Here is a 16,114-nt window from a genome sequence, read left to right as displayed (position 1 = left end):
GAGGGATCCATGAGCGATCGCACCGACGCGTTCGAACTGATCGAAGCGAGCATCGACGATGTGCTCGGCGCACTGCGCCGCGGAGAGATCACGAGCACCTGGCTCACCGAGCGGTACCTGGCCCGCATCGAGGCCTACGATCGCGGCGCGGAGGGCCTGCACGCGATCGTCGTGGCGAACCCCGAGGCGCTGGCTCAGGCCGCGGAGTCGGACCGCCGCTACGCCGCGGGGGAGGCGCGTGCGCTCGAGGGCGTGCCGTTCACCGTGAAGGATTCGTACATGGTCGAGGGCCTCACCGTCGCCTCGGGCTCGCCCGCGTTCCAGAACCTCGTCGCCCAGTGGGACGCGTTCTCGGTCGCGAAGCTGCGCGAGGCCGGCGCCGTGCTCATCGGCAAGACGAACATGCCCCCGATGGCCGACGGCGGCATGCAGCGCGGCGTGTACGGCCGCGCCGAGAACCCCTACAACCGCGACTACCTCGCCGCCGCATACGCATCCGGCTCGTCGAACGGCTCCGGCGTCTCGACCGCGGCCAACCTCGCCGTCTTCGGGATGGGCGAGGAGACCGTGTCGAGCGGCCGCAGCCCCGCCTCGAACAACGGGCTGTGCGCCTACACGCCGAGCTGGGGCGTGCTCTCGATCCGCGGCAACTGGCCGCTGTTCCCCGCCCGCGACGTCGTCGTGCCCCACACCCGCTCCATGCCCGACATGCTGCGCCTGCTCGACGTGCTGGTGCAGGACGACCCGATCACACGCGGCGATTTCTGGCGCAACCAGGACGTCGTCGCGCTGCCGAAGCCGAGCGAGCATCGCCCGGCCTCGTACCTCGACGTCGCCGACCCCGCAGCCCTCGCGGGCAAGCGCTTCGCGGCGCCGAAGATGTACCTCGGCCAGGATCCGGCGTTCCCGATCGCGGTGCGCCCCTCCGTGCTGGCGCTGTGGGAGCAGGCGAAGGCCCGCCTCGAATCGCTCGGCGCCGAGGTCGTGGTGACCGACTTCCCGCTCATCGAGCAGTACGAGGGCGATCGGCCCGGTCAGGAGAACGTCGGCGCGCTCGGCGTGCTGCCCGAGGGGTGGATGGAGACCGAGTTCAGCGACTTCCTCGCCTTCGGCTGGGACGACTTCCTGAAGGCCAACGGCGATCCCGCGATCCCCGAGCTCGCCGTCGTCGACCCGGATCAGATCTTCCCGCAGCCCCCCGGCACGCTGCCCGACCGCTACGAGGAGGTCGAGGACTACGAGAACCGCTACCGCGAGACCGTGGCCTACGCGCAGCGCGGCATCCCGGATCCGCGCGAGCGCGCCGACTTCGCCGACGGACTGCGCGCCCTCGTGCAGCTGCGCGGAGACCTCTTCGAGCGCTGGCTCGCCGAGAACAGCTTCGACGGCGTGGTATTCCCCGCGAACGCCGACGTGGCTCGCGAGGACGCCGAGCGCGATCTGGACGCCGCCGACCACGCCTGGTCGAACGGCGTGTTCTTCTCGAACGGCAACTACGCGCTGCGCCACCTCGGCATCCCGACCGTCACGGTCGCGATGGGGGTCATGAGCGACACCGGTGTGCCGGTCGGCCTCACCTTCGCGGGGGCGGCCTACGACGATCCGGCGCTGCTCGGCTACGCGACCGCGTTCGAGGGCGGCGGATCGGGCACGCTGCGGCAGCCCCCCGCTTCGACCCCCGCCCTGCCCGAGGACGGCGAACTGCCCGCATAGCCGGCGGGTGCGCGGCCTGCGACCCAGCGGGCCGCGCGCAGCCGAACCGACGCGAATGGCCGCCTCCCCGGGGGAGGCGGCCATTCGCGTCAGCTCGCTGGAGCGGAGGGCTCGTCCAGGTCGGGCAGCGTGATCGGACCGGTGACCGGCTCGAAGCGGTCGACGCTCAGCGCGAGCCGGCGCAGCAGCACCGAGAGCCGCTCGCGCTCCGAGCGGGCGAGCCCGCCCAGCAGGCGCTCCTCGGCATCGCTGAGGCGGGTCATGGCGGCGTCGACGAGGGTGAGGCCGTGCGCGGTCATCTCCACCAGCACGCCGCGACCGTCGTTGGGGTCGGTGAGCCGTCGCACGAGGTCGCGATCGACCATGCGGTCGATGCGGTTGGTCATCGTGCCGCTCGACACCATGGTCTGCTGCACGAGCACCTTGGGGCTCTGCGTGAAGGGCTCGCCCCCGCGGCGCAGCACGGCGAGCACGTCGAACTCCCAGGACGCGAGGCCGGACCGCTCGAAGGCGTGCGCGCGGGCGCGGTCGAGGTGCTTCGTGACGCGCCACAGGCGCGAGAAGATCGCGAGCGGTGCGAGATCGAGATCCGGGCGTGCTCGGGTCCAGTCTGCGATGATGCGATCGACCTCGTCCTCGTGCTTCATCCCTCCATTATCCGGGTTCGGGCGCTGAGCTTCGCGGGTCGTTCCGTCCACCCACGTGAATCGGGGTCACTTTTGGTCGCGTGTTGCCAGGACACGCGGCCAAAAGTGACCCCGATCTCGGAGAGGGGCAGTGGAAGGGGAGGTCCGGGCTGACGATGTGAGCCCGGGCGGATCGTGGCGTTGCGGTGCGGGCGGACGGGACCGTTCGGGGGCGAACGCGAGGAGTCGTACGATCTGGCAGACTTGTACGGTGCCGTTCTCGGTGCGATCCGCCTTGGTGTAATGGCAGCACGACAGCCTTTGGAGCTGTTAGGTCTAGGTTCGAACCCTAGGGGCGGAGCGGAGTTTCGATGCGTAGCATTGAAACGCCGTTCCGCCCTGCGCTCACCAGCGCAGGCAGTATGCAGTGAAGCGGAGCTTCTCTGCGTGTTGGGAGCGGAGTTTCGATGCGTAGCATTGAAACGCCGTTCCGCCCTGCGCTCACCAGCGCAGGCAGAGCTGAAGTGCAGCGAAGCTTCTCCGTGCGCGGAGAGCGAGCTCGCTCGGTAGAACACCCTGGGGAGCCGATCCGGACCTTTCCGGTGCAGGGAGAAGGAGACACACCATGCCAGAACGCTCGCTCGCCGTTGTGATCCTCGCCGCGGGGCAGGGGACGCGGATGAAGTCGTCGCTGCCGAAGGTGCTGCACCGGATCGGCGGCCGCTCGCTCATCGCGCACGTGCTCGACACCGCGGCCGGCCTGTCGCCGCAGCAGGTGCTCGCCGTGGTGCGGCACGACCGGGATCGGGTGGCCGAGGCGATCCTCGATCATGCTCCCGACACCGTGATCGTCGACCAGGATGCTGTCCCCGGTACGGGCCGGGCGGTCGAGCAGGCGCTCGCGGCGCTGCCCGAGCACTTCGAGGGCTCGGTCGTGGTGCTGTCGGGCGACGTGCCCCTGATCGACACGGCCACGCTCGACCGCCTGGTGCGCGGGCACCTCGACGGCGGCCGGGCCATGACGATGCTGTCGGCGATCTTCGACAACCCGACGGGGCTCGGACGCATCTTGCGCGATGCGAACGGCTCGGTCACGGGCATCGTCGAGGAGAAGGACGCGACGGAGGCGCAGCGCCGCATCACCGAGATCAACGGCGGCATCTACGTGTTCGCGCGCCGTGCGCTCGAGTCGGCGCTCGCTCAGATCGACACGAACAACGCCCAGGGCGAGAAGTACCTCACCGACGCCGCGGCCCGCATTCTGTCCGGCGGCGGGGCCGTCGAGGCGGTCGCCACGGACGACCCGTGGATCATCGCGGGGGTCAATGACCGGGCCCAGCTCTCCGAGGCCGGCCGCGAGCTGAACCGCCGCATCGTGCGCGAGCATCAGCGCAGCGGTGTCACGATCCAGGATCCGGCCACCACCTGGATCGACGCCGACGTCTCGATTGCGGCCGACACCGAGATCCTGCCCGGCACCTTCCTGCAGGGCGCGACGACGATCTCGGCGGGGGCTGTGATCGGCCCGGACACCACGCTCGTCGACTGCGAGGTGGGCGAGGGCGCCCGCATCCGCCGCAGCGAGGCCACGCTGGCCGTGTTCGGCCCGGGCGCGAGCGTCGGCCCGTTCGCGTACATCCGGCCGGGCACCGAGCTCGGGGAGGCCGGCAAGATCGGGGCGTTCGTCGAGACCAAGAACGCGAAGATCGGCGACGCCAGCAAGGTGCCGCATCTCAGCTACGTGGGCGACGCGGTGATCGGCTCGGACAGCAACGTGGGCGCCGGCACCATCTTCGCCAACTACGATGGCGTGCAGAAGCACCAGTCCGTCGTGGGCGACGGTGTGCGGATCGGCTCGAAGAACGTGCTGATCGCGCCCGTTACCATTGAGGATGGCACGTACACGGCCGCTGGTACGGTCGTGCGGAAGAACGTCCCCTCGGGGTCGCTGGCGCTCAACGTGGCGCCGCAGCGCAACATCGAGGGGTGGGTAGCCGAGCACCGGCCCGGCACGAGCACCGCGAAAGCGGCGGAACGATCGAACACTGCGAAGGACGGCGGGAAGTAGTACATGAGCAAGATCGAGATGGCGGGGCAGAAGAAGCTCGTCCTCATCACGGGCCGGGCGTACCCCGAGCTCGCCGAGCAGGTGGCCGCCGAACTCGGCGCCGAGCTCGTCCCGACCGACGCGCGCACCTTCGCGAACGGCGAGCTGTACGCGCGGTTCGACGAGAGCGTGCGCGGCGCCGACGCGTTCGTGATCCAGTCGCACACCAACCCGATCAACGAGTGGCTCATGGAGCAGCTCATCATGGTCGACGCGCTCAAGCGGGCCTCCGCGAAGCGCATCACGGTGGTGGCGCCGTTCTACCCCTACTCGCGTCAGGACAAGAAGGGCCGCGGCCGTGAGCCCATCTCGGCGCGTCTCGTCGCCGACCTCTTCAAGGCGGCCGGCGCCGACCGCATCATGTCGGTCGATCTGCATGCGCCGCAGATCCAGGGCTTCTTCGACGGCCCCGTGGATCACCTCTTCGCGATGCCGGTGCTGCTCGACCACTTCAAGCGCACGATCGACCGCGACGACCTCACGGTCGTGTCGCCGGACATGGGCCGCGTGCGCGTCGCCGACGTGTGGAGCGACAAGCTCGACGCGCCGCTCGCGATCATCCACAAGCGCCGCGATCCGCTCGTGCCGAACCAGGTCTCGGTGCACGAGATCGTGGGCGAGGTGAAGGATCGCTGGTGCGTGGTGGTCGACGACATGATCGACACGGGCGGCACTATCGCGAAGGCGGCTGAGGCGCTGAAGGCGAACGGCGCGAAGGGCGTCACGATTGCCTGCACGCACGCGATCTTCTCGGGTCGTGCGACGGAGCACCTCTCGCAGGACTTCATCGATCAGGTGGTCGTGACCGACACGCTGCCGGTCGGCCCGGAGAAGCAGTTCGACAAGCTCACGGTGCTGCCGATCGCCCCGCTGCTCGCGAAGGCGATCCACGAGGTCTTCGAGGACGGCTCCGTCACGAGCATGTTCGAGGGCGCAGCCTGAAGCAAAACGCGCCAGCGTTTTGCCGGGCTGCGGTGCCGCCCATGGCGGCAGCCCACGGAGCGAAGCGCGGGGTGGCAGCCTGAAGCAGAACGCGCCAGCGTTTTGCCGGGCTGCGGTGCCGCCCGCGGCGGCAGCCCACGGAGCGAAGCGCGGGGCGGCGGCGTAGGGCACACGCGCCAGCGCAGGCACCCGCCACGATACGGCTGAGGGCCCGGGAGCATCGCTCCCGGGCCCTCAGCCGTTGCTGCGCGGTGCGATCAGTGCTCGTCGACCACGTCGAGCACCTCGGTGCCGTAGGCGCCGGGCTCGGTGCCGTGGCCGATCCGCTGGTAGACCTCGGGCTTGCGCGAGCGGAGCACGAGGCCCCACACGATGCCGATGATGCCGGCGGCGAAGATCAGGCCGGGCAGGATGAAGGTGGTGGCATCGGGCTGATCCTGATCCAGCATCAGCTGGAAGTTCGCGAGGATCATGATGAATACCCAGAGCAGCGCGAGACCCGAGACGACGGGGGCGACGAGGGTGGTCCAGACGCTCAGCCCGCGGCGGTCGCGGCGGAAGAAGCCGATGACGGCGGCCGCGATGATGGCCATGAGCAGCACGAGCGCGGCGGCGCCCGTGTTGGTCAGCCAGGTGAACATGGTGAGCACGGGGTAGAGGAACGCCATCTCGCCGAACATCGATTCGGCGGCGCCGAAGGCGTCGCCGGCGAGTGCGAAGCCGGCCACCACGATGACCGCGATGACGGTCTGCGCGACCGATCCGGCCCAGGGGGCGCCGTGCTTGCTGGTGTGCGCGAACCAGGCGGGGAGCACGCCTTCGCGGCCGAGCGAGAAGAAGTAGCGCGCGACTGCGTTGTGGAACGACTGGAGCGCCGCGAAGAGGCTCGTGATGAACAGCAGCGTCATGATGTCGGCGAAGATGACGCTCGTGTGCTCGCCCATGAACACGAACATGAGGTCGGGGCCGAACTCCTGCGAGGCGCCGACGATGCTCGACGGGCCGATGCCGACGGAGAAGGCCCAGGCGCTGAACGCGTAGAAGACGCCGATGATCGCGACGGCCGCGTAGGTGGCCCGGGGCACGGTTCGCTTCGGATCCTTCGCCTCCTCGCCGTAGATGGCGGCGCCCTCGAAGCCCATGAACGCGGCCACGCCGAAGACGAGGATGATGCCGAGCGCGGGGCCGAAGAGGTGGGTGGGGTCGAGGGTGGCGGCGGAGACGCCCTCGGGGGCGACGTTCAGCGAGACGATGTCGAAGATGATGACGACGAGGAACTCGAGGCCGACGAGCACGCCGAGCACCTTCGCGGAGAGGTCGACGCGGTTGACGCCGAGCACGCCGACGACGACGATGCAGAGCAGGATCCAGAGCCACCAGGGCGAGGCGAAGCCGAACTTCGCTTCGAGGAACATGGAGAGCTGGAATCCGAACAGGCCGTAGATGCCGACCTGCATCGCGTTGTAGGCGACGAGGGCGATGAGCGAGGCGCCCACGCCGAGCGGGCGGCCGAGGCCGCGCGAGATGTAGGCGTAGAAGGCGCCCGCGTTGGTGATGAAGCGGCCCATCGCGGTGTACCCGACGGCGAAGACCGTGAGGATCACCGCGATGAGCAGGAAGCCGAGGGGCACGCCGAGCGAGCCGGTGACGGCGAAGGAGGTGGTGACGCCGCCGGCGACGACGGTGAGCGGCGCGGAGGCCGCGATGATCATGAAGGTGATGGCCGGCACGCCGAGTGTGCGGCGGCTGAGCCCCGCGTCGTGCGGCGCTTCGGTTGGGACAGCTGGGGCGGTCATGGTGGTTTCCTCTCGGGATGGCTGCGTTGCCGGTGCGCCGAGGATGGCGCCGGAGGCATGCTCGTGTTGAGTCTATGAATCGACAGGGAAAGATCGAAGGGGAAGGCTGTGCGGAGGGCGCACGGGAGTTGACGATGCGCGCATGGCTGTCCAAATGGATAGTGGCGGATCCGGCGCGACGGCGACGGACGGCCTGACCGCCAGTGCGGATCCCGGCCGTTCGCTTGACTGTGAGCGCGGCGCGGTGACGGGCACTCCCGCTGCGGCGCTTCCCGTGCTATGAAGAGGGCACGGAAGCGCCGGGCCGCGGTCGACGGAGACCGAGGCACCGCTGCCGCGGATCCGGAGAAGATCCCGGGTCCCCGGCATCCGGCGGTATCGAGAACCCTCACACCACTCAGGCTCCCCGGAGCGCGGAAACAAGGAAGTCTCCCATGAACGACACCTCTCAGAACCAGCTCGCAAGGAACAGGCTCGGCGTCGCGTCGATCGTCTTCCTCGTGCTCGCCGCGGTCGCACCGGTCACCGTCGCGATCGTGGTGCTGCCGCTCGCGATCTCCTTCGGCAACGGCGGTGGCACCCCCGTCGCGGTCGTGATCGTCGCGATCGCGCTGCTGCTCTTCGCGGTCGGCTACGCGCAGATGACGAAGGAGCTCACGAACGCCGGCGGCTTCTACGCCATCGCGGTGAAGGGGCTCGGCCGGGCCGCGGGTCTCACCACCGGCATCATCGCGACCATCGGCTACAACGTCTTCGTCGCGGGCGCGCTCGGCACCATCGGCTTCTTCACCGGGGCGGTGGCACTGCCCGTCATCTTCGGCTTCGAGCTGCACTGGTACCTCTGCGGCGTCGTGCTGGGCGTCGTGGTCTTCCTGCTCGCGCGCTCCGGCATCCACGTCAGCGCCGTCGTGCTCGGCGTCGCGCTCGTGCTCGAGATCCTGCTCATCCTCGCCTTCGCGTTCTCGGTGCTCTTCACGACGGGCTTCGACATCCAGGCGATCACCCTCGCATTCAGCCCCGAGATCCTGGTGGGCGGATCCGTCTGGATCGCGCTGCTGCTCGTCGCCACCGCGTTCATCGGATTCGAGGCCACGGCCCTGTTCGGCGAGGAGGCGCGCGAGCCCCGCAAGACGATCCCGCGCGCCACCTACGTGGCGATCATCCTCATCGGCGCCCTGCACGCCTTCGGCGCGTGGGCGATCGTGAGCGCGCTCGGCGTCTTCGACGCGCAGCAGGCCGGGCTCGACCACCTCGAGGGCGGCGACCTCACCCTCATGCTCATGGACCAGTACCTCGGGCCGGTGATGGGAATCGTCGCCATCGTGCTGCTCGTGGTCAGCCTGTTCGCGGCGCAGCTCGCCTTCCACAACTCGGCCGCGCGCTACCTCTACGCGCTCGGCCGCGCCCGGGTGCTGCCCGCCTGGCTCGCGCAGACCAACGCGAAGGGGGCGCCCCAGCGCGGCCTCGCCGTGAACCTGATCTTCGCGCTCGTCATCGCGGGCATCTTCGCGGTCTTCGTCGAGACCGACCCCGAGGGCAACCCGCTGCCGCCGGTGGCGACCCTGGTGCCGGTGGGGCTCGGATTCGGCACGCTCTCGATCATGATCGTGCAGGCGATCGCAGCGCTCGCCGTGGTGGTCTACTTCCGCCGCAAGCGCGATCCGCGCATCTGGAGCACCCTCGTCGCGCCCGGTCTCGGCTTCCTCGCGCTGCTGCTCTTCAGCGTCATGGCCATCGTCAACTTCGACCTCGTCGCCGGGTCGAGCGCGCTGTACGTGCTCATGCTGCCCTGGGTGCTGGTGCTCGCGGTGGTCGGCGGCGTGATCTACGCCCGCTATCTGCAGACGAAGCGGCCGGAGACCTACGCGAGCCTGTCGCAGGATCTCGAGAGGTTCGAGGAGCTGGAGGGCGCCGGCGCGCCCGAGTGATCCGAGCGGTGCGAGCGGTGCGAGCGGGCCCGGGCCGGGCCCGCTCGCACCCCCTCACGCCGCGATGAACGCGGCCCGCACCTCGTCGTGGGGCAGCGCGAAGCTCTCGTGGCCGTTGCGGCCGACGGTGTCGCGCGCGGCGACGAGGGCGTTGAGCACGGCCTCCTCGGTCGCCTCGACGACGCCGGTGAAGAGTGGATCGATGCGGCCCCAGGCGAGGTGGGCGATCTGCTCCACCACGGGCCCCGCCGCCATCCGCGATCCGAAAGAGCCCTCGTTGGCCGTGGAGAAGGCGAGGAAGATGTCCCCGGAGAAGTGGCTGCCGGTCGTGCCCGTGCGGGCGAGGCCGAGCGGTACGCGGCGGGCGAGGGCCTCGCACTGGTCGGGGAGCAGGGGTGCGTCGGTGGCGACGACCACGATGACGCTGCCGGCGCCGGGGACGGCGCGGGCGCCCGCGAGCTCCCGGCCGAACCAGTCGCTCGTCTCCATCGGGTTGGGGGCCTGCGATGCGCGGCCGAGCGGGCGGCCGACGACCTTGAGCTCTTCGCGCGAGCCGAAGTTGGCCTGCAGCAGCACGCCCACAGTGTAGGACTCGTCGCCGATCCGCACGGTGCGCGAGGCGGTGCCGGTGCCGCCCTTGAAGCCGTAGCAGTTCATGCCGGTGCCGCCGCCGACGCTCCCCTCGGCGAGCGGTCCGCCGCACGCCGAGTCGAGGGCCTGCTCGGCGTGCTCGGGGTGCACCGTGTCGGCGTTGATCGAGTTGAGGTAGCCGTCCCAGGTCTCTCCCACGACGGGCAGCATCCACGCCGCCGCGCTCTCGGGGTGGTGCGCGGCCATCCAGCGGTCGATGCCTCGGTGCACCGCGCCCACGGCGTGCGAGTTGGTGATGGCGATGGGCGCCTGCAGCTGGCCGGACTCCTCGATCCAGCTGCGGCCGGTGAGCTCGCCGTTGCCGTTGAGGACTGCGACGCCGGCGGCGCAGGGGAGCCCCGCTCGCTTGCGGCCGCGGGGCAGGATCGCGGTGACGCCGGTGCGCGAGACGACAGGGGCGTCCTCCGCGATCGTGACGAATCCGACCTCGAGGCCCGGCACGTCGGTGATGGCGTTCAGCGGGCCCGGCTCTCCGTCGAGGGGCACGCCGAGGTCGCGGGCGCGCGGCGACTGCGGCTGCTGCTGCGGCTGCTCGGGCGAGGGCTCCGAAGTATTGAACATTGTTTAATCCTTCCGTTTGTGATTACACTACCGTTCAGAGGCGATGAAAGCGATTGTTCGATCAGTGTTCGAGAAAGCCTCTGCGATCCGATGACGAGGGAGTCGACATGTCAGCACCGTCCACCACAGTAACGGCGACGAAGGACGGAGCGCTCGCCGCCGGCCGACTCGGCACCTGGGACATCGTCTTCTTCGTGATCTCCGCGGCGGCGCCGCTCACCGTCATCGTCAGCGGCGCGATCACCTCGTTCCGCATGGGCGGCATCGGCGCCCCCGGTGCCATCCTCTTCGCCGGCGCCGTGCTCATCTGCTTCGCGCTCGGCTTCACCGCCATGTCGCAGAGCGTGCGCAACGCCGGCGCCTTCTACGCGTACGTGTCGCGCGGGCTCGGCAAGCCGGCGGGCCTCGGGGTCTCCTCGGTGACGGTGTTCGCCTACGTGGCGCTCGTCGTCTGCTTCTACGGCTTCATCGGCTTCTTCGCCGAGTTCACCTTCGCCGAGCTCTTCGGGCTCGAACTGCACTGGGGCGTCTACTCGATCGCCGCGGTGCTCATCGTGGGGCTGCTCGGCTACAACAAGGTCGACGTGGGCGCGAAGGTGCTCGCCGTGCTGCTCACCCTCGAGGTCGCGATCCTGCTCGTGCTCGCCGTGTCGGTGCTCGCCGACGGCGGCCCCGAGCCCGCCAGCCTCGCCTCCTTCGACCCGCAGAACGTGTTCTTCGCCCCGGGCGCCGGTGCGCTCTTCGTGATCGGTTTCGGCGCCTATCTCGGCTTCGAGAGCACCGCGATCTACGCGGAGGAGGCGAAGCGCCCCGAGCGCACCGTGCCCCGCGCCACCATCATCGCGATCGCCTTCCTCGGACTGTTCTACGCCTTCACCTTCTGGATCCTCACCCTCGCCTTCGGAGCCGACGGCCTCATCGAGCTCGCCCGCAGCGACGCATTCGAGACGCTCGTCATCGAGGGCACGGGCGACTACGCCGGCGCCTGGGCGGCGTTCGTCATGAAGATCCTCATCGTCACCAGCTTCTTCGCCTGCGTGCTCGCCTTCCACAACGCCTGCACCCGCTACCTCTTCTCGCTCGGCCGCGAGGGACTGCTGCCGCGGGCCCTCGGCCGCGCGAGCGCCCGCAGCCAGTCGCCGGCCCTCGCGAGCCTCACGCTCTCGGCGATCTCGCTGCTCGCCGTCGTGGTCGCCCTGCTGCTGCGCGCCGACCCGTTCCTCGGGCTCGCCATCTGGACCTACGCGACCGGCGTGCAGGGGCTCGTCTTCGCGCAGGCCGTCACCGCGGTCGCGGTGGTCTGGTACTTCGTGAAGGATCGCCGCGGTCACAGCGCGTGGCGCGTCATCGTGGCCCCGGCCATCGGCGCGGTCGGCCTCATCGTCGGCTACATCCTCATCGTGACGAACTTCGAGGTGGTCACCGGGCTCGAAGGTCCCATCAACCAGGTGCTGCTGCTGCCGACGCCGATCCTCTTCATCGGCGGCATCATCGTGGGCCTCGTGCTCAAGCGGCGCAAGCCCGCCTACTACGCGAGCCTCACCGAATCGGTGAAGGTCGTGCCCCAGCCCGTCACGGAGTGAGGGCGCCCGGAGGCCGGTAGGCTGACACCATGAACGCGACCGCGCGACGCCGCCACGAACGCCGCGAAGACATCATCCGCGCGTTCTGGCGGGTCGCCCGGTCGCGGCCCCGCAGATCGGTCAACGTGCGCTCCGTCGCGGCCGAGGCCGAGATGAGCCCGGCCAACGTGCTGCACTACTTCGCGAGTCTCAACGAGCTGCAGATCACCGCGCTCGCCGGCGCGATGGAGCAGTTCAGTGAGCGCCGCCAGCGCATCATCGACCGCCCCGAGAGCGCCACCGAGCGCATCTACGCCCTCATCGACGCGGGCGTGCCCGACGAGATCAGCGACGAGCTGCGCTACGTGTACGAGAGCGTGCCGATCCTCGCCGAGCACCCCGAGTACCTGCCCGCGCACCGCGCCCTCACCGAGCGCCAGATCATGCTCTACCGCACCCTCATCGAGATCGGGGCGGGCACGGGGGAGTTCGCCCTCGCATCGCCGCCGGGCGTCATCGCCCGCAACCTCGTCGCGCTCGAGGACGCCTACGACCTCTACCCGCTCGTGGGCGACCGCACCCCGCGGGAGGAGTGCCGCGCCGCGGTGCGCAGCTACGCCGAGCTCGCGCTCGGCATTGCGCCGCGGGAGCAGTAGCGCTCGCACCGCTCGGCCCGGCACCGGCCGGCCTCGCGGACGGTCCGGGATCCGCCCCCGCACGCCGAAGGGCCCGGGCGCGCACTGCGCCCGGGCCCTTCGCGAACTGCTCCCTAGAGCGTCTCGCCGAGCTTGAAGCCCTTCACATCGTCGCCCTCGCGGGTGTACGAGAAGCCGTCGGCGCCGATGGTCACGGCCATCTCGCTGTCGTCGGTGCGGGCCACGACCGGCTGCGGCTTGCCGTCGAGGTCGAGCACGAGCGAGGCATCGGTGTACCACGACGGCACGACGGGGTTGCCCCACCAGTCGCGGCGCTGGTTGTCGTGCACGTCCCAGGTGACGACCGGGTTGTCGGGGTCGCCGGTGTAGTAGTCCTGGGTGTAGATCTCGACGCGGTGGCCGTCGGGATCGCGCAGGTACAGGTAGAACGCGTTGGAGACGCCGTGGCGGCCGGGCCCGCGCTCGATGTGGTCGCTGAGACGCAGCGCGCCGAGCTTGTCGCAGATCGCGAGGATGTTGTGCTTCTCGTGGGTCGCGAAGGCGACGTGGTGCATGCGAGGGCCGTCGCCACCGGTGGCGGCGGTGTCGTGCACGGTCGGCTTGCGGCGCAGCCACGCGGCGTAGACGGTGCCCTCGTTGTCCTGGATGTCCTCCGTGACGCGGAAGCCGAGATCCTGGTAGTGGCGCACCGCACGGGGCACGTCGGGGGTGACCTGGTTGAAGTGATCGAGACGCACGAGCTCGCCCGGCTTCTGCAGGTCGTAGCGCCACGCGAGACGCTCGACGTGCTCGGTCTGGTAGAAGAACTCGTAGGGGAAGCCGAGCGGATCGACCACGCGCACCGAATCGCCGATGCCCTTCACGAAGCCCTGCTCGTTGCGGCGCACATCGCAGCCGAGCTCGGTGTAGAAGGCGACAGCCTTGTCGAGATCCTCGGGGGTGCGCACGCGGTACGAGAATGCGGCGACCGCAGCGACCGGACCCTTGCGCAGCACGAGGTTGTGGTGGATGAACTCCTCGGTCGAGCGGAGGTAGATCGCATCGTCGTCTTCCTCGGTCACGTAGAGGCCGAGCACGTCGACGTAGAACTCGCGCGATGCGGCGAGGTCGGTGACGACGAGCTCCATGTAGGCGCAGCGCAGGATGTCGGGCGCCTCCGCCTGCGGGGTCGTGACGGGGTTGTCGGTCTCGATCGGGGCCTCGGTAGTGACCCAGAAGCCCGAGGAGGTCTTGTCGCTTTCGTTGAGTTTTGCCATGGGAGCGTCCTTGCTGTGTGTGAGTGAGGGGGGAGGGGCAGGATCCGGACCGCGCATCGGAGGCGGCCCGGACCCCGATGGGTTAGTTGCCGGCGCCGAAGCGGGGGAAGTGGGCGGTGCCGAGCGTGATGTGCACGGCCTGCTGATCGGTGTAGAAGTCGATCGAGCGGTAGCCGCCCTCGTGACCGAGGCCCGAGGCCTTCACGCCGCCGAACGGGGTGCGCAGGTCGCGCAGGTTGTTCGAGTTGAGCCACACCATGCCGGCCTCGACCGCGTGCGCGAAGTTGTGCGCGCGCTTCAGATCGGAGGTCCAGATGTAGGCCGCGAGACCGTACTTGGTGTTGTTGGCGAGCTCGAGCGCCTCCTCCTCGGTGTCGAAGGGCGTGATCGCGACCACGGGGCCGAAGATCTCCTCCTGGAAGATGCGGGCGTCGGGCGAGACGTCGGCGAAGGCGGTCGGGGCGACGAAGTTGCCCTCGGGGAAGCCCTCCGGACGGCCGCCGCCGGCGATGAGGCGGCCCTCGCTCTTGCCGATCTCGACGTAGCTCATGACCTTCTCGTAGTGCTCGGGGTGCACGATCGCGCCCACCTCGGTCTTCGGGTCCGAGGGGAGACCCACCACGATGTTCTTGGTGCGCTCGGCGTAGCGCTCCACGAACTCGTCGTAGATGCCGCGCTGCACGAGGATGCGGCTGCCGGCGGTGCAGCGCTCGCCGTTCAGGCTGAACACGCCGAAGACCGTGGCGTCGAGCGCGGTCTCGAGGTCGGCGTCGTCGAAGACGACCGCGGGGCTCTTGCCGCCGAGCTCCATCGACAGACCCTTGAGGAAGGGCGCCGAGTTGCCGAAGATGATCTGGCCGGTGCGGCTCTCGCCCGTGAACGAGATGAGCGGCACGTCGGGGTGCTTGACGAGCGAGTCGCCCGCCGACTCGCCGAAGCCGCCGACGAGGTTGAAGACGCCGTCGGGGACGCCGGCCTCGCGGAAGATCTCGCCCCAGAGCGATGCCGAGAGCGGGGTGAACTCGGCCGGCTTCAGCACGACGGTGTTGCCGGTCGCGAGGGCGGGGCCGAGCTTCCACGACTCGAGCATGAAGGGGGTGTTCCACGGGGTGATGAGACCCGCGACGCCGATCGGCTTGCGGTTCACGTAGTTGATCTGCACGCCGGGCACCTTGAAGGTGTCGTCGTGCTGCGCCACGATCAGGTCGGCGAAGAAGCGGAAGTTCTCGGCCGCGCGACGCGCCTGACCCTTGGCCTGCGTGATCGGCAGGCCCGAGTCGAAGCTCTCGAACTGCGCGAGCTGCTCGTCACGCGACTCGACGATGTCGGCGACCTTGTGCAGGATGCGCGAGCGCTCGCGCGGCTTCATCTTCGGCCAGGGGCCCTCTTCGAACGCGCGCTTCGCTGCGGCGACCGCGAGGTCGATGTCGGCCTTCTGGCCCGAGGCGGCCATGATGTAGGTCTCGTTGGTGACGGGGTTGAGCACCTCGAACTCTTCGCCGCCGACCGAGTCGACGTGCTTGCCGTCGATGAAGTGGCGGATTTTGTCTGGCAGCCCTGCGGGCTTTTCCTGGGTCATGCTTTCGCCTCCGGTGATGGGGTTTCGGTGGTGGGTCTGTGGGGGATGGTCAGGCGGCCTGGATCGGGTGACGGTCGGCCGCGTGCTTGTGCTCCTCCGAGTGGGTGAGCACGGCTTCGAGGGTGGCGGTGCGGTGGGCGCGAGCCACCATCTCGATGTCGAGCGGATCCGCGCGGCTCTCGATGAGCTGCAGGAGCCGTTCGTGCTCCTCGACCGATTCCTGCGCTCGCCCGGGCACGAAGCTGAAGGACGAGTTGCGCAGCACCTTCATGCGGTTCCAGCCGCGGTGCACGAGGTCGAGGATGTGAGGGTTGGGGCAGGTTTCGAACAGCACGCTGTGGAACTCGAGGTTGAGCTCGGTGAAGCGCAGCGGATCGAAGGCGGTGAGCGACTCGCGCATGGTCTCGTTGACGGCGCGGGCGCGGGTGATCTGGTCGGCCGTGATGTGCGGCGCGGCGAGACCGGTCGCCGCGCCCTCGACGAGCGCGAGGGTCTGCATGGTGTGCAGGTACTCGGTCTCCTTGACGAGCGAGACCTGCGCGCCGACGTTGCGCTCGAAGGTGACGAGCTGTTCGGCCTCGAGGCGGCGGATCGCCTCGCGCACCGGCACGACCGACATGTCGAGCTCGTTCGCGATGGTGGCGAGCACGAGCCGGTAGCCGGGCACGTACTGGCCGCTGTCGATCCGGCTTCGGACCAGGCGGTACGCGCGCTCGGACTTCGATTCGGTGGCCATG

Annotated in this window: 12 protein-coding genes and 1 tRNA gene; 7 read left to right on the top strand and 6 right to left on the bottom strand. The window is 69.5% G+C overall.

Annotation, left to right across the window (positions count from 1 at the left end):
- Nucleotides 1-9 precede the first annotated feature (9 nt).
- Complete coding sequence (locus H629_RS0100640; RefSeq protein WP_024355426.1) at nt 10-1,713, top strand: amidase; 1,704 nt, start codon at nt 10-12, stop codon at nt 1,711-1,713.
- An 89-nt stretch (nt 1,714-1,802) separates the two neighbouring features.
- On the opposite strand, the gene H629_RS0100635 is transcribed toward H629_RS0100640, so the two are convergent.
- A complete protein-coding gene (locus H629_RS0100635; RefSeq protein ID WP_024355425.1) occupies nt 1,803-2,360 on the bottom strand; it encodes a MarR family winged helix-turn-helix transcriptional regulator in 558 nt (185 codons plus the stop codon).
- A 268-nt stretch (nt 2,361-2,628) separates the two neighbouring features.
- Here H629_RS0100635 and H629_RS0100630 point away from each other — a divergent pair.
- The 3 genes from H629_RS0100630 to H629_RS0100620 all read left to right on the top strand — a co-directional run bounded on the left by H629_RS0100630 (nt 2,629) and on the right by H629_RS0100620 (nt 5,388).
- Nucleotides 2,629-2,700: transfer RNA gene (locus H629_RS0100630), tRNA-Gln, on the top strand.
- A gap of 264 nt (nt 2,701-2,964) precedes the next feature.
- Nucleotides 2,965-4,407, top strand: a complete 1,443-nt coding sequence (glmU, locus tag H629_RS0100625) for a bifunctional UDP-N-acetylglucosamine diphosphorylase/glucosamine-1-phosphate N-acetyltransferase GlmU (protein ID WP_024355424.1) — start codon at nt 2,965-2,967, stop codon at nt 4,405-4,407.
- Between the two features lie 3 nt (nt 4,408-4,410).
- Complete coding sequence (locus H629_RS0100620; protein WP_024355423.1) at nt 4,411-5,388, top strand: ribose-phosphate diphosphokinase; 978 nt, start codon at nt 4,411-4,413, stop codon at nt 5,386-5,388.
- 257 nt (nt 5,389-5,645) lie between these two features.
- On the opposite strand, the gene H629_RS0100615 is transcribed toward H629_RS0100620, so the two are convergent.
- Nucleotides 5,646-7,184, bottom strand: a complete 1,539-nt coding sequence (locus H629_RS0100615; RefSeq protein ID WP_024355422.1) for an APC family permease — start codon at nt 7,182-7,184, stop codon at nt 5,646-5,648.
- 434 nt (nt 7,185-7,618) lie between these two features.
- On the opposite strand from H629_RS0100615, the gene H629_RS0100610 reads away from it, so the two are divergent.
- Nucleotides 7,619-9,112 carry an APC family permease gene (locus tag H629_RS0100610; protein ID WP_024355421.1) on the top strand — a complete coding sequence of 498 codons (1,494 nt, stop codon included), beginning with the start codon at nt 7,619-7,621 and terminating at the stop codon, nt 9,110-9,112.
- Between the two features lie 54 nt (nt 9,113-9,166).
- Here H629_RS0100610 and H629_RS0100605 read toward each other — a convergent pair whose 3' ends face one another.
- Entirely contained in the window at nt 9,167-10,324 is a 1,158-nt protein-coding gene (locus H629_RS0100605) for a DmpA family aminopeptidase (RefSeq protein ID WP_024355420.1), read from the bottom strand.
- A 107-nt stretch (nt 10,325-10,431) separates the two neighbouring features.
- Here H629_RS0100605 and H629_RS0100600 point away from each other — a divergent pair, with 107 nt between their 5' ends.
- Together H629_RS0100600 and H629_RS0100595 are read left to right on the top strand one after the other, a co-directional pair.
- The gene (locus tag H629_RS0100600; RefSeq protein WP_024355419.1) at nt 10,432-11,907 is read left to right on the top strand and encodes an APC family permease; all 1,476 of its coding nucleotides are present in this window, start codon (nt 10,432-10,434) and stop codon (nt 11,905-11,907) included.
- Between the two features lie 29 nt (nt 11,908-11,936).
- The gene (locus H629_RS0100595; protein WP_024355418.1) at nt 11,937-12,542 is read left to right on the top strand and encodes a TetR/AcrR family transcriptional regulator; all 606 of its coding nucleotides are present in this window, start codon (nt 11,937-11,939) and stop codon (nt 12,540-12,542) included.
- Between the two features lie 113 nt (nt 12,543-12,655).
- Here H629_RS0100595 and hpaD read toward each other — a convergent pair whose 3' ends face one another.
- The 3 genes from hpaD to H629_RS0100580 all read right to left on the bottom strand — a co-directional run bounded on the left by hpaD (nt 12,656) and on the right by H629_RS0100580 (nt 16,113).
- A complete protein-coding gene (hpaD, locus tag H629_RS0100590) occupies nt 12,656-13,798 on the bottom strand; it encodes a 3,4-dihydroxyphenylacetate 2,3-dioxygenase (protein ID WP_024355417.1) in 1,143 nt (380 codons plus the stop codon).
- 82 nt (nt 13,799-13,880) lie between these two features.
- Entirely contained in the window at nt 13,881-15,377 is a 1,497-nt protein-coding gene (hpaE, locus tag H629_RS0100585; RefSeq protein WP_024355416.1) for a 5-carboxymethyl-2-hydroxymuconate semialdehyde dehydrogenase, read from the bottom strand.
- A 49-nt stretch (nt 15,378-15,426) separates the two neighbouring features.
- Nucleotides 15,427-16,113 (bottom strand): GntR family transcriptional regulator, encoded by a 687-nt coding sequence (locus tag H629_RS0100580; RefSeq protein WP_024355415.1) that lies wholly within the window; start codon nt 16,111-16,113, stop codon nt 15,427-15,429.
- Between the last annotated feature and the right edge of the window lies 1 nt (nt 16,114).

The sequence above is a fragment of the Leucobacter chironomi DSM 19883 genome (assembly GCF_000421845.1).
In the GTDB taxonomy this organism is placed as follows: domain Bacteria; phylum Actinomycetota; class Actinomycetes; order Actinomycetales; family Microbacteriaceae; genus Leucobacter; species Leucobacter chironomi.
The sequence above is the reverse complement of the archived record's forward strand: the minus strand, read 5'-3'. Positions and strand labels throughout refer to the sequence as shown.

What these genes read in the sequence shown, in the direction of transcription:
- H629_RS0100595 (WP_024355418.1), top strand. Translation starts at nt 11,937, where the DNA reads ATGAACGCGACCGCGCGACGCCGCCACGAACGCCGCGAAGACATCATC.
- H629_RS0100640 (WP_024355426.1), top strand. Translation starts at nt 10, where the DNA reads ATGAGCGATCGCACCGACGCGTTCGAACTGATCGAAGCGAGCATCGAC.
- H629_RS0100610 (WP_024355421.1), top strand. Translation starts at nt 7,619, where the DNA reads ATGAACGACACCTCTCAGAACCAGCTCGCAAGGAACAGGCTCGGCGTC.
- H629_RS0100635 (WP_024355425.1), bottom strand. Translation starts at nt 2,360, where the DNA reads ATGAAGCACGAGGACGAGGTCGATCGCATCATCGCAGACTGGACCCGA.
- hpaD (WP_024355417.1), bottom strand. Translation starts at nt 13,798, where the DNA reads ATGGCAAAACTCAACGAAAGCGACAAGACCTCCTCGGGCTTCTGGGTC.
- H629_RS0100580 (WP_024355415.1), bottom strand. Translation starts at nt 16,113, where the DNA reads ATGGCCACCGAATCGAAGTCCGAGCGCGCGTACCGCCTGGTCCGAAGC.
- H629_RS0100615 (WP_024355422.1), bottom strand. Translation starts at nt 7,184, where the DNA reads ATGACCGCCCCAGCTGTCCCAACCGAAGCGCCGCACGACGCGGGGCTC.
- H629_RS0100605 (WP_024355420.1), bottom strand. Translation starts at nt 10,324, where the DNA reads ATGTTCAATACTTCGGAGCCCTCGCCCGAGCAGCCGCAGCAGCAGCCG.
- H629_RS0100600 (WP_024355419.1), top strand. Translation starts at nt 10,432, where the DNA reads ATGTCAGCACCGTCCACCACAGTAACGGCGACGAAGGACGGAGCGCTC.
- glmU (WP_024355424.1), top strand. Translation starts at nt 2,965, where the DNA reads ATGCCAGAACGCTCGCTCGCCGTTGTGATCCTCGCCGCGGGGCAGGGG.
- hpaE (WP_024355416.1), bottom strand. Translation starts at nt 15,377, where the DNA reads ATGACCCAGGAAAAGCCCGCAGGGCTGCCAGACAAAATCCGCCACTTC.
- H629_RS0100620 (WP_024355423.1), top strand. Translation starts at nt 4,411, where the DNA reads ATGAGCAAGATCGAGATGGCGGGGCAGAAGAAGCTCGTCCTCATCACG.